The 14,047-nt window shown below is 62.3% G+C and carries 6 protein-coding genes; all 6 read right to left on the reverse strand.

Annotated elements, in window-relative coordinates:
- Positions 1-191 precede the first annotated feature (191 nt).
- Positions 192-2,501 carry a M23 family metallopeptidase gene (locus tag LRR16_RS09555; RefSeq protein ID WP_232205707.1) on the reverse strand — a complete coding sequence of 770 codons (2,310 nt, stop codon included), beginning with the start codon at positions 2,499-2,501 and terminating at the stop codon, positions 192-194.
- Positions 2,502-2,525: 24 nt separating this feature from the next.
- Positions 2,526-5,366 (reverse strand): type VI secretion system Vgr family protein, encoded by a 2,841-nt coding sequence (locus LRR16_RS09560; RefSeq protein WP_232205708.1) that lies wholly within the window; start codon positions 5,364-5,366, stop codon positions 2,526-2,528.
- A gap of 567 nt (positions 5,367-5,933) precedes the next feature.
- Positions 5,934-6,971, reverse strand: coding sequence for a T6SS immunity protein Tli4 family protein (locus LRR16_RS09565; protein WP_232205709.1), 1,038 nt, complete (start codon positions 6,969-6,971; stop codon positions 5,934-5,936).
- A gap of 68 nt (positions 6,972-7,039) precedes the next feature.
- Positions 7,040-9,526, reverse strand: coding sequence for a phospholipase D-like domain-containing protein (locus LRR16_RS09570; RefSeq protein ID WP_232205710.1), 2,487 nt, complete (start codon positions 9,524-9,526; stop codon positions 7,040-7,042).
- 2 nt (positions 9,527-9,528) lie between these two features.
- A complete protein-coding gene (locus LRR16_RS09575) occupies positions 9,529-12,792 on the reverse strand; it encodes a type VI secretion system Vgr family protein (protein ID WP_232205711.1) in 3,264 nt (1,087 codons plus the stop codon).
- A gap of 148 nt (positions 12,793-12,940) precedes the next feature.
- Positions 12,941-13,846, reverse strand: coding sequence for a hypothetical protein (locus tag LRR16_RS09580; RefSeq protein WP_232205712.1), 906 nt, complete (start codon positions 13,844-13,846; stop codon positions 12,941-12,943).
- Positions 13,847-14,047: the final 201 nt, after the last annotated feature.

Raw genomic sequence — 14,047 nt, forward strand, 5'->3', positions numbered from 1 at the left:
TTTTTTGATATTTCGCGATCGCCTCGTCATAACATCCCTTCAGGATGAGGCCGCACCCAGATCCACACGATGTTAGTTCAGCACGGACGCGCTTTATGCATAAATCAAAATTTTTGTCCTTTACCGTTGCCCCATAGGCATATATTGGAAAACAAAGAAGCAACAATAGCGCCCACTTGAGATTGAGAAAATTACACCGGCTCTTCATAATCCACTCTCACTGTAACGTTGTTGCGGGGCACCACAAAATCGCGAATTGCTGATGTGTCATCATCATCCATTAGTATTCGCGCAGCGTATCTCGCATATGCCTGACGCTCATAATATCCGTTCCCACCGCCATTCACGAGGATATTAATCCTATGGATCGCCCTTGAATTGAACTCAGTGTCAGCTACACGGTTAATATTTATCTCAGTGCCGGTTCTGTTGAGAACTTTCTGCACCCAATAGAATCCTCCACTGTCACACGCCGTGTGTGCATCCGTTTCCACTATGGACGGATCATAGCGAGGCGCCCAACGTCTTGGCGTACCAATAACCCTAACAACACGTCCTCTGTCATCTCGTTGAGTCGGGTCTGCCCAATAGTGGCTTGAATCGGCTCTGATTCGGCGATCTCCGTATGTGCCGTGAAATTCCCTAAACCCGCGAAACTCACCATAGTCGGCATAGTTGCCCGCCCAGGTGAGTTGCATTATGCCGCGGCCATAAAAGGCCGCATAGTACTCTGCCATCGGAATCAATGGATGCGGAGCGCCCCTTCCATACTCATATACAACTTGCCAACGATCTGTTTCTATGATTGTTTGCGCAAAGAAGTGAGCAAATCTTTGCCTGGCCGAACTGACTCCGTATTTTCTCGCGGTCCTATTGAGGTGAGCAAAATAAGGACGAAGCCGGTTAATGGAGGAGATACGACTCACTAGGCCAGCGGCTTGGGCGGTCCTTACCTGACCGGTCTGCGAATAGGCTATGCGCCTAGGTATAAGCCGTGACATTTCGTCTAGGCTGAGCCAGCCGCATCGCCTAAATACTTGCACGAAGGCTCTTGGATGGAAATGCCAATGTCCGCCCGGTAGCGCCCTAGGTGCTTCTGATTGACCTTGCCCGTTATATTGAGACGCCTGCAACGCAGCCTGCCCCCAGAATGCCAACGCCTGAACGTGTGCCCGAATCCGGCCAAACTGCTCCTCCGTCATCGGCGTCGGGTTGTTCGGGCTCCGCACCTTCAGCCATCCCCATCGCGCTTCGACGGTGCTGGCATCCCACTCAGTCGGAAACTTGCAGATAAGCCGCTTCAAGAATGCCTGAATCTGCGGCGACCGTAGGCGCTCGTGCGCTTCATCGGCTGAGACACTGCCGTCTCGGTTCACGTCGACGGCGCGCAGGATGGTCGGCGCATTGCAGAGGCTGTTACCGTCCTCGGCGTCTTGGACCAAGAACCATCCGCGCCAGTGCGGAAAATCCGCATCGCTGTACTTCGTTACGCCAGCAGCGTTGAGGTTTACCCACCCGGTACCAGCAGGCGTACGAATCTGGCGCCAGTGCGGTACGTCCTGCGGCACCAAGGCGTCAGGGCCGATGACCCGCCCGAAGCGAAGCAACTCATATACTGCGCTCGGTGCCGGACGAGCATTGACTGGATATGCATCGCTGATGGCATTGGCATCGCGATACAGGTTGTATTCAGCGTCGCGTTCGGTGAGCGGGTCACCCAGCGCCGTACCGACCGGACGATAGGTCGTCACGTACGCATTGCCTCGCGCATCTTGCGCGCCGTCTCCTTCCGCATAGCGCAAGCCAACAAAGAGCTCTTCACCGAGCGGCGTCCCGCCGGCCGGCGCAGGCTGGTTCAATGGCGGACGCTCCGCATAAACCTGCGTACTTGCCGGGAGCCGGAAATAGATCTCACCGAAGACCGCATCGTCACGGCCATCCCGTGTCAGGGGGACATCGCCACTCGTCCTGCCGATCAGCTGGCGCAAGTTATCGTCGTCACAGATGATTTCGAAGTGGATCCGATTTGCCTGCCCGCGAACGTAGCCCGCCTGGCCCAGCTCGGCTTTTCGGTTGATCCGACTACCAACCTGAACCGTGTTCCTGACCGTATGCAGGTGCATATAGATGGAGAAGAACACAACACGGGTCGGCGCATTGCCCTGACGAGCGGCGCCAATCTCCGTTTCATGCCGAATGACGACCACTCCATCGCTGGTGCGGCCACCGAAACTCAACGGACTGTCAGGCGCAGGCGGAGGCGGCGGCTCGTGGGATCCGCGTCGATAGACGACTGTGCCGTCGGCAATCGCTCGTACCGGTTCCGTACCATTGGTACCCCGCGCAGGGGCCGTCAAATGCAAGCCTCCGTGCCAGCCGAGGTTATAGCTAACCGGATACGACCCGTCGCCCCGCTCGCCACCGGACATTGCGGCGTCGATCCATTCGCTTTCGGTTTGGTTGGCAGCGCGCGGCGGCAAAAAAGGAGGGCTGATCAGCATGGAGCTCGACCGGAGAAGTCAGTCTTAAATTGAGAAGGGGTAGTCGTTGTGGGGCGAAATGCTGTTCTGAGGGAATAGCGGCAGATCACGGTCAGTGCGAGCCGGCCCCTCAAACTTCCTCTGCGCACTCTTGTAAGTAATCGCCCCCGGGCACTCCACCGTAATATTCCCACCCTCGATCGTGATCGAAGCCCCGCCGGCCGTCGCCACGCGAATGCGCTTCGCGGCAGCAAAGTCCACCTGCATATTCGCCGACACGACCTTCAGCTCATCCTTGGCCTGCAGCTTCATCACGTCGTGCTGGGCTTGCACGTCGATGTCCTCGCTGCCCGCGATCAGCTTCAGGCCGGTGTCGCCTTCGCCCGCTTTCTCCAGCGCCGCGGCAATGCCGAGTGCCTGGCCGTTGTGCAGCCGTGCCTGTTTGCCGATCGCCAGGTTGGTGTCCTGCCCTGACGCCATGCCCAGCGACTTGCCGTTGACCATCTGCAGTTCCTGCCCGGCGATCATCGTCAGACCGGCACGGCCGGCCAGTTGCACGATGGCTTCGCTCGGATGCGGCACCTTGCCTTGCGTCTGCAGGTTACCGCTGGCGGCATCCTGCATCGCGGCGTCGTAGTCCTTGCCGTCGACCATGCCGGAGGCGGCGGTCTCGAGCTTGGCCAGCGGGGCTTGGTCGTCCTTGGCGGTCAGCAATGCAACGGTCTGGTGTTTGACCGCACCCTCGCCCAGCGTCTGCGTCAGCGACTTCGCCTGGCGGATCAGCGCGATGCCGGCGGCGTTGTCGCCGGTCGGCACCGGCCGCTGGCTCTGCGCATCGCGATAGGTGCTGATCAGCACGCCGGCCTTGCCGCGAATCGCGCCGTAGCCGTCGGTGCGCAGCTCGAACCCTTCGCCGCGGAAGCTGCCGCGGTAGTTGTCCTGCTGGTGGATCAGGTGGCCGAGATTGAGTTGGCTGTGCTGGACCGTCGTGGCCAGTTGCGTGCGCAGCTGGTTGTCGCTGTCGTCGAACACCAGCTGGTTGGTGCCGTCGCCACCGTGCTCGCGGCTCTTGAAGCCACTCAGTGCGGCGGCGTTGCGGTGTCCTTCCTGATCAGCGCTCATGCCGTGCCAGGCGGGCGCATGGCCACCGGCGACATTGGCCTGCGCGCTTGGCGCGGTGTCGCTGCCTTGCTGATACACCGAGGCATCGGCGGCAGCGGCCTGCTTGCCGCCCGGCGTCGGCGCAATGCCACCCTCACCCTGTCCGTTGTACAGTGCGCCGATCACGATCGGTTGATCGATATCGTCGTCGGCGAACTTGACCAGCACCTCCTGGCCGATACGCGGCAGCCATTGCCAGCCCATGCCGGCACCGGCCTGGCGCTGAGCGACGCGGACCCAGCGCGTGCTGCGGTCATCGTCGCGCTCGCCCTTCTGCCACGGGAAGCGGACCCGAATCTCGCCGCGCGGGCTGACATGGTGCTCGGCATCGCCGCTGGGCGTGGTCTCGCCTTGCGGGCCGACCACGGTCGCGGTCTGCACGCCGATCGCGGTCGGCGCGGCAAACAGCCTGGTGCCGTTGCCATCGACCACGCGCGGGCGCCACGGCCGGCGCGCATCGCAGGCGCGGAACAGATTGGCATAGCCGTATTGCTCGGCCGCCTGGCGCAGCGACGCCGTCGGCACGCTGCGCTCCACCGCATCGCCAAGCGCCAGGAAGCCCATCGTCATCGGCCCATTCTCCGGCGCGCTGGGCGGCGTATCGAAGCACAGCGCGGCCTCGAGCGGGCCGAGCCGCTGACCCAGCGCGGCGCGCGTCTCTGCTGCCAAATTGTTCAGGCCGCAGTGCTCGACGATATCGAGCAGCAACGGATAGGCGGCCTCGGCATCTTCCTGTTTGGGCAGATGCGGACAATCGGAGACCGCCACACGGGTGCCGCTGACGAAGGTGCGCACCGTACCCTGCCCGGCGAACAGCTGCGCGCGTGCCTCGATGCTCTCCATCAACTGCTCGGCCAGCCGCTGCGCGCCGGCGGCATCGCCGACCACCGACTGGCTGACCGACAGATAGGGCTCCGGGCATTGCGCGCCGCCGCCGAGCTTGGCTGGCGCATGGCCGCGCAGCGTGCGCTTGCCGTTGCCGTCCCACGCCACCACCGCGACGCCGGGCACCGTCACGCGGCTATGGCAAGCGAGCTGCTGCACAGCGTCGGCTTCTTCCTGGCTGTGGGCGCGGTGATAGCGAATGCCTGAAACCTGACCTTCCGGCAATTGCGGGCTGTCCGCGAAGATCGTCATCGCATGGCCGGACGGCGCCTGCTCGTCGTCGACGAAGGCGAAGCCCAACCCTGCCTCGGCCAGCAGCCGCGACAGGAACGCGTAATCGGTCTCGCGGTATTGGCTGACGTGTTCGCACGGACCCAGCGTGTCGATGCGCTGCTGCGCGCCCGCGGTATAGCGCCATACTGCATGCGGCGCGTACGGCGACAGGATTTGTTCGGCGATATCGGCCAGCGTGCGGTTCTGGAATACCTGGCTATGCCGCTGCTGCGTGGCGAGCCACAGCCACGGCACCACGGTCAGCCGATAGCGCGCCAGGCTGCCATCGGCGCCCAGCTTCTCGGCCTTGCGCACCAGGCCGCTGCGGCGAATGCGCCCGCCATCGGCCAGCGTGGTCCACAGCGTGACCTTCGCACCGAGCAGGGACTTCAGCGGCAGGCGGGCATTGGCGCTGACCGCGACGATGCGCCATTCGCTCAGCTCCGACAGCGCCTCGCGGCCGAGCCAGGCCTCGACGGCCAACTCGCCGACGGACCCCTCGCCTTCAAGCTGGAACAGCCGCCGCGCCGGGGAAAACAGGGTCTGAATCAGGGTGGTGTGGTCCATGGCGGTTCGGTGTCATGACGCGGGACAGGGGGCAGATAGCCAACACCGTCCATCCTGCCCCGTTGATCCCTACCAGGCTATGAGACAGAGCCACTCGAATTAACCACGCATCTCCATCTCGCGATATGCGCCCGACCATGCCGGCACATATCCGGCCCCCTTCTTGAACGACATTTGCTCTAGCCGAATTGGGCCAAGTCAAATCTTCGTTTCTTATTGTGACCGTCCGATGATCGCGTCGGTAATACGGCTACGGTGCATTTCGAGGGTGGCCTTGGCAGCGATGTCCCTCGTCAGTGCAAAGAACGATGCTTCATCGGGGGGCGCAACTCCTTCAAGCGGACCGAGCTACTGGCCCAGTGCGTCGCATGTCTCGGTTGCCAGATGGTTCGGGTCGCAGTGCGCGACGATATCGCGCAGAAAAAGTACGGGCCTGCGCCCCACGGGACCGCATGCCAATGGCACTGCTCCTGGCGTCCGCCTAACGATTCTGCCCTATATCTTCGAGTGAGGGACGCGAGTCCGTATTCGATTCACACTGTGACGCCGATACAAGCTCATACACCACTATTGGGCTTTTTCGGTAGCCCTGATCTTGACGCGTGCAGCGATTTCGCGTGCCAGCGCGAGGAACGAAGATTGGTCCAACGGCGCAACGCCAGCCTTCTTGGCGAAATCGGCGCGCTGTATGACGTAAAGCATCACACTCGAGCTGCCCCCGGTGCCTGGGCGACCCAATGCCACGATCAAGTAGCCATGGTCAATGGTTCCATCCTCGCGACGAAGACGCACGAATGACTCCACGCCCTTCACCCCGGCTATCGTGATGCTGCGGTAGCGGTCTTTCCAGACGCTTCGGACTTCCTCGCGATCCTGATACCGGGCGGTCCAGAAGAAGTCCGAGACACCCTCTGGGTCGCGCATCCTGGCATTCATCTTCAGATCCAGCGGGGTGGCGGACTTGTCTTCCAAACCGACAATGACATCGGGCTGCCCCTTCAGGCGATAGTTGGCCTCGACAAAGCGTGGCGCGACCCCATCGTCAGGAATGAAGATATATGGCATGCACAAACCTGGCATCGTGGGGACCACGTTAGCGTCACGGGGTCTCGCCTTGGCCACTGCTGACGCAAAATACGCTTGTTCGGCAGCGACATCGCCATCACGGTTGCTGAGTCTCCACCACAACCCGACCTTCCCAACCTCAGTAAATGCCGACAACTGGCTGCCAATACGCCAGGCCTTGCCTGTCTGCCCCGTCCAGTCCAATGGTTCGAACTTCACGCGGTCCCCGTAGACATCCTTGCCATCGCGAGCCTTCAACATGGCGATATCCTTCTTCAACCGCACGTTCACGGCGTCGCGCATCCTCGTCCGCGCTGCGTCGCTAAGCGGATGCGTAATCAGCGACGGCCCGCGACTGAGGTTCACACGAAAGGTACGCTGCCCATCGGGATAGCGCGTGGCGGGTTCAATGCCTAGGTCTCCACGGATGTCCTTGGCAACCTCGTCCGCATCCCAGGCCGCCTGTTCGGACGGTCCAGGCAAGCTCAATTCCAGGCGGCCGACACATTCGCGCAGCCATTGCGGTTCCCCAGATGCCATTTGTGCGTGTGCCAGCGACGTACACGTTAGTGCAACTGCAGATAACCACCAATGTGCCATAGACTCCCTCATACCGCGCTCCGTTCAGAAGGTCGCGCCGGATCGCTTCTGTGTGCGATAGCCATGCTCTCGCGATTGGTACCCGACGAAGGCTCATCATTGTCCGCGACCAGCATTGTCGGATATGAGAACCGGTTGAACTCGCCTTCCGTCCACTCAATCGGTAGAGCGGTAATAAATCCCTTGATCTTCTCCAATGAGCCCGCCTGATCGACGACGTGCCGTGGTGCCGTCCAAAACATGTCCTCCGAAGGTTGTGGAAAATCGGGGTATCCTTGCCCAACGCCATCCGGGCGTAGTTTTCCGGGATTCCAGTTCGGCACGATGGAAGCAAAACGGTCGGGTTGAAACGGAGATCTATTGCGCGGTACAAAATGAAACGCCTTCTCATAGGCTTCGGCATTGAGGCGCGCCTGTTGCTGTATCAGACGCCAGCTGTCCGGCTTGCCAGGCTCTTCAATGGCGCGAGCCAGATGGGATGCGGGCCGAACCTTGCCGCTGATGCCGAACAGCTTGTTCCACACCGCTTTCCGAAGCGCATGGGCACTATCCCTTGTCGGACGCATGCTGCCGGTACCATTGATATCGGCCCGTTTGGTATTCTCGTCGACAACCAGGACCGCGATCTCCGAATCGCGCTCTCCCAACAGACTCCGGTCATTGATATTGGCACTGCCCAATAGGGCGTAGAGATCGTCGACAACCATCAGCTTCGTATGGACGTAGATTTGCTCGGTCACGTAACGATCGCGGAGCTTGGTCCAATTGCGCAGGTTCAGCAGCGTCACATACTCGAAGCACTGTTCGATCGGAATGGACTCATATTCTCGATTGTGATCGTCCTGGATGACGCGGAGATATTGCGGGTCTTTCTTCTCGTACAGTTCCCGTGCCTTTAGCGCACGGCGTACGCCATTGAGCAGACTACGGCTGCCGTAGACCAGCGTCTGCATCGTCCAGTAAACTTGCACCGCAATCGTAGCGTTTGCCAACGCCCCCTCCGGATGTACGGGGAGGGTTATATAAACGTGATACTTCGGCTTGCCTTTGGTGAAGATCGCTTTGGTAATGCGCGTGATGAGCGCCTGGCACACACCGTTCTTCGGTGGGTCGAACATCCCCTTGTCGTCGACGTCCAGTTTGACCCGGAAGCCGTCGACCTTGGGACGCACTTTGCTGTCGTCATCGGCCATCACGGCCATGCGCGCACCACTCGAGGCATCCTTGCCGCCGAATGAATTGATATATTGCGCGGCCGGAGATAGTTCCTTCCCGAAATCCGCTTCCCGTCCGAAGGCCGAAACGAAGAACTGGCTTTCGATATAAATGAACCGGTCGCTCTTCGCGATCAATTGGAGCATCGCGCGATGGATATCGTCTTCGGTGCCGGATGGCGCCGCCCCCTTCGCCGTCATGCCCTTATGCTCGGCCTGCCGCATGCCGGCAGGCGCGCTGCGTAACACTTGAATTTGCACGGAACCGTTCTTCTCGTACTTCTCAGGCGGCTGGGGCGCTCGCAACTTTAGCTTGCTGCACGCATTCCATCGCACGACAAAATTGCGCGTCAGGTCGGAAACGGCTGGTCCTTGAATGCGGCTGTGCACGTCCTGCCAAGGCATACGCGGTTGTGCTTTTGCGCTCAGCGTCAGGCGGGAAACAGGGTTACGTTCGAAGCTGCTGCCTAGTCCAACAGCATCGCTGGCCACTGCGTCCGTGGGCGCCTCACCATAGGGCAGCTGAAACGCGCCCTTCTGAATTTTGGCAAGCACATCTTCGGCAGCGCTCTTGGTGAGAAAAGGCACCTTCGCACGATCGGCAGCACCAGAAAGCAAGTCAGGATCGATGAGGCTGTCAGACTTCTCCGGCAGCTTACCTACCCACGCGACGCAAGGGTTATAGCGGTTCAGCGCGTAACGGCCGTCCTTGTCGGCATGCAGGTCGTAAGTTTCGTCGTCATAACGGCCATATGCGAGATCGATGCCTCCGACATAGCCAATCTTTCTGTCGATGACGACCTGCTTCTGGTGATGGCTGAAGTAGGCGTTGTTTCGCGTAGCGTACGACTTCGGCAACTCGACGTGGACACGCTTCTCGCCCACCAACTTGTTGATGGCCTCGAGCGCCGCCTTGGCCTGATCGTCGTACGTTTGGACCGGATTGGTATCGTTCCAGGGCAGCACGTATATCTGCACACCACGCGTGGCGGCGCGGTGCAGCACATCCCACAATCGGACATTCGGTGCAAGCATGGCGTCCCAGTTGACTTGCCATCCGATGATGTAAATCTCCTGGGTAGCCTTATCGCACTCGGCGATCAGATCGGCGAAGTATGCCTTCCCAGTGGTGAAGAACTGGAAATGATTGCCGACCGTCGGCTGCGAGAATACGCCTTTGTGTCCGACCCAGACGTTGCTGGTCACCGTGGCTTCTGCCGCGGAACCATCTGCGCCGACAAGTTGCGGCAAGACGCGATTCGGACTGGCAGTCCTGGTCATGGTCATTTACTCCTTAGCGACTCAAGCAACGCCTTACCGGACCGCGTGTTTCCTTCGCGCATCGCCAAGTCGGCGTGAAACTCTGATACGTGAACTCCCTCGGCCGCATCAAGGCTGTCTGCATATCCCATCGCATTCAATGCGTGCGCCTTCTGCTGACGTTCAGACCAATCCTGCCTTTCTCGCATCATCGATATCTGGTAGGCGCGGCTCTCACACACGAGCCAGACACGACCACTGTCCTCGTTGCAGGCGTCCTGCAGCGTGCGCTGCTCCGTGTCCGATAGCGTCAATTTGCCTTCATCATCGCTCTGGCCCGCCAGCACGTCTTCCTCAGCCATTAGCGCCGACAACTCATTGTCCGCACGGACGACACGCCACTGTGTGAGCGGCAGGGCTACACCTGTCGGACCCGGAATGTCCTTCAGAACAAAATTGAACTTGACCGGAACGTCGGTAATAGGTGTATCGGGAAATGCTGGAAGGCTGGAAGGCGTATCCACCGGCCCATCGAATTTGCGCTGCGCACTCTTGTAAGTAATCGCCCCCGGGCACTCCACCGTAATATTCCCACCCTCCATCGTGATCGACGCCCCGCCAGCCGTCGCCACCCGAATCCGCTTCGCCGCAGCAAAGTCCACCTGCATATTCGCCGACACGACCTTGAGCTCATCCTTGGCCTGCAGCTTCATCGCATCGTGCTGGGCCTGCACGTCGATATCCTCGCTACCCGCGATCAGCTTCAGGCCGGTGTCGCCCTCGCCCGCTTTCTCCAGCGCCGCGGCGATGCCGATGGCTTGACCGCTGTGCAATCGTGCCTGCTTGCCGATCGCCAGGTTGGTGTCCTGGCCCGACACCATGCCCAGCGATTTGCCGTTGACCATCTGCAGCGCCTGCCCCGCAACCATGGCAAGGCCGGCACGGCCGGCCAGTTGCACGATGGCTTCGCTCGGATGCGGCACCTTGCCTTGCGTCTGCTTGTTGCCGCTGGCGGCGTCCTGCATCGCGGCGTCCAGGTCCTTGCCGTCGACCATGCCGGAGGCCGCGGTTTCGAGCTTGGCCAGCGGGGCCTCGTCGTCCTTCGCGGTCAGCAGGGCTGCCGTCTGGTGTTTGACCGCGCCATCGCCCAGCGTCTGCGTCAGCGACTTCGCCTGGCGGATCAGCGCGATGCCGGCGGCGTTGTCGCCGGTCGGCACCGGCCGCTGGCTCTGCGCATCGCGATAGGTGCTGATCAGCACGCCGGCCTTGCCGCGAATCGCGCCGTAGCCGTCGGTGCGCAGCTCGAAGCCTTCGCCGCGGAAGCTGCCGCGGTAGTTGTCCTGCTGGTGGATCAGGTGGCCGAGGTTGAGTTGGCTGTGCTGGACCGTCGTGGCCAGTTGCGTGCGCAGTTGGTTGTCGCTGTCGTCGAACACCAGCTGGTTGGCGCCGTCGCCACCGTGCTCGCGGCTCTTGAAGCCGCTCAGTGCGGCGGCGTTGCGGTGTCCTTCCTGATCAGCACTCATGCCGTGCCACGCGGGTGCATGGCCACCGGCGACATTGGCCTGCGCGCTCGGCGCGGTGTCGCTGCCTTGCTGGTACACCGAGGCATCGGCGGCAGCGGCCTGCTTGCCGCCCGGCGTCGGCGCAATGCCGCCCTCGCCCTGCCCGTTGTACAGCGCGCCGATCACGATCGGTTGATCGATATCGTCGTCGGCGAACTTGACCAGCACCTCCTGGCCGATCCGCGGCAGCCATTGCCAGCCCATACCGGCACCGGCCTGGCGCTGCGCCACGCGGACCCAGCGCGTGCTGCGGTCATCCTCGCGCTCGCCCTTCTGCCACGGGAAGCGGACCCGAATCTCGCCGCGCGGGCTGACGTGGTGTTCGGCATCGCCGCTCGGCTGCGTCTCGCCTTGCGGGCCGACCACGGTCGCCGTCTGCACGCCGATCGCGGTCGGCGTGGCGAACAGCCTGGCGCCGTTGCCGTCGACCACGCGCGGGCGCCACGGGCGGCGCGCATCGCAGGCGCGGAACAGATTGGCGTAGCCATATTGCTCGGCGGCCTGGCTCAGCGACGCCGTCGGCACGCTGCGCTCCACTGCATCGCCAAGCGCAAGGAAGCCCGTCGTCATCGGCCCGTTCTCGGGCGCGCTGGGCGGCGTATCGAAGCACAGCGCGGCCTCGAGCGGGCCCAGCCGCTGACCCAGCGCGGCGCGCGTCTCCGCCGCGAGGTTGTTCAGGCCGCAGTGCTCGACGATGTCGAGCAGCAGCGGATAGGCGGCCTCGGCATCTTCCTGTTTGGGCAGATGCGGGCAATCGGAGACCGCCACACGGGTGCCGCTGACGAAGGTGCGCACCGTACCCTGCCCGGCGAACAGCTGCGCGCGGGCCTCGATGCTCTCCATCAACTGCTCGGCTAGCCGCTGCGCGCCGGCGGCATCGCCGACCACCGACTGGCTGACCGACAGATAGGGCTCCGGGCATTGCGCGCCGCCGCCGAGCTTGGCCGGCGCATGGCCGCGCAGCGTGCGCTTGCCGTTGCCATCCCACGCCACCACCGCGACGCCGGGCACCGTCACGCGGCTATGGCAAGCGAGCTGCTGCACGGCGTCGGCTTCTTCCTGGCTGTGCGCGCGGTGATAGCGAACGCTTGAAACCTGCCCTTCCGGCAATTGCGGGCTGTCCGCGAAGATCGTCAGCGCATGCCCCGATGGTGCCTGCTCGTCGTCGACGAAGGCGAAGCCCAACCCCGCCTCGGCCAGCAGCCGCGACAGAAACGCGTAATCGGTCTCGCGATATTGGCTGACGTGTTCGCGCGGACCCAGCGTGTCGATGCGCTGCTGCGCGCCCGCGGTATAGCGCCATACCGCATGCGGCGCGTACGGCGACAGGATCTGTTCGGCGATATCGGCCAGCGTGCGGTTCTGGAATACCTGGCTATGCCGCTGCTGCGTGGCGAGCCACAGCCACGGCACCACGGTCAGCCGATAGCGCGCCAGGCTGCCATCGGCGCCCAGCTTCTCGGCCTTGCGCACCAGGCCGCTGCGGCGAATGCGCCCGCCATCGGCCAGCGTGGTCCACAGCGTGACCTTCGCACCGAGCAGGGACTTCAGCGGCAGGCGGGCATTGGCGCTGACCGCGACGATGCGCCATTCGCTCAGCTCCGACAGCGCCTCGCGGCCGAGCCAGGCCTCGACGGCCAGCTCGCCGACGGCCCCCTCGCCTTCGAGCTGGAACAGCCGCCGCGCCGGGGAAAACAGGGTCTGAATCAGGGTGGTGTGGTCCATGGCGGTTCGGTGTCGCAGCGGGTGTCGCAGGGGAGATCACAGCGGATGTCGAGCGATCGGCAAGCCCGATCGGTTGCCCGACAACGCCAATGGCCGCGTCGATGCCGCGGCCATCTGCTCTGTCAGCACCCTTGCCTCTCGGCCGTCATTACTGCGAACGCTGGGCGGTGCCGCTTTTGCGCGTCCGCGACGCGGTCGTGGTTTTCTCTTCGGGCGTGGGGGCCAGCAATGCCGCAAGCAATTCGGCATCGCGATCATTGCCGGTATTGGCGCCCATCTTTTTTGAAACTCGGCGCGTATTGTTGGAGGCAATACGCGAGCGCTCGGTTTTCGTCTTCCCTACAGTCGTAGGGTTCGAATTGGAACGCGAAGCAACCTTGGTCGCCGTATTCGAATGTTGCCGTTTTGTCGCGGTCTGATTCGATGCAGTGATCTTCGTTTTATTTACTTCTTGGTTTAGCGTTTTTTTATTCGGTTCCTTGGCGGCGACCGTCGTCGATTTGGCGTGACGGTCCGCAGCGCTCTTGTCATGATCTGGCGCCGCATTTGCTGCCAGCGCGGTACCGCCGGCCAGTGCCGCGGCACCGAGGCCGGCAGCGGCCAGATCGCCGGATGGCATCTTGCCGAGATTGTCGAGCGCATCGTCATCGGCATCGCGCTCGGGGCTGACATCGACGATGGTGGCGGAGCTGGCCGGCGCTTCGACGGAAGCGGCCGCGCCTGCCGCGGCGGCCTGCATGTCGGCGGCCGGGGCCGCGCTGGCGGCGGAACTCGTGCTTTCAGCCGGCACGACGGTGGCCACCGTTGGGGCCTCGACGTCGTTGCCCTTGCCCAGCCAGAAGGCCACGGCGCCCGCGCCGACCAACAGCAGCGCCAGCGTGGCGAACACGCCGTGGCGCTTGATATCGGGAGTCTTCTTCTTGACAGGAGCGTGACTGGCGACCCGCCCTTCGAGGCTGGCCAGGATGCGCGTATCGGGTCCCTGGCTGTCGGCATTGCCCGAGCCGAACAGCGACGGTGGTCCATTTCCTTTGAAGTCGTCGCCGTGGCTCATCTTTTGGCTCTCGAATTGCAATAAAATGCGCGTCGGGCAGCGCAGGGATGGAATTGAGTTAAGCGATCGGCAACATAACTCGAAGACAGGGCCCGAGCAGAAATTCGACGAGGTGGCGCCAGCTGCCGATGCGGACGAAGCGCGCAGATTTTATAGCTGGCCGCAACAAAAATGCAAATATGTGAACGGCGCCGTCACAAC

It is taken from the genome of Cupriavidus sp. UGS-1, from assembly GCF_021213615.1.
Lineage (GTDB): Bacteria > Pseudomonadota > Gammaproteobacteria > Burkholderiales > Burkholderiaceae > Cupriavidus.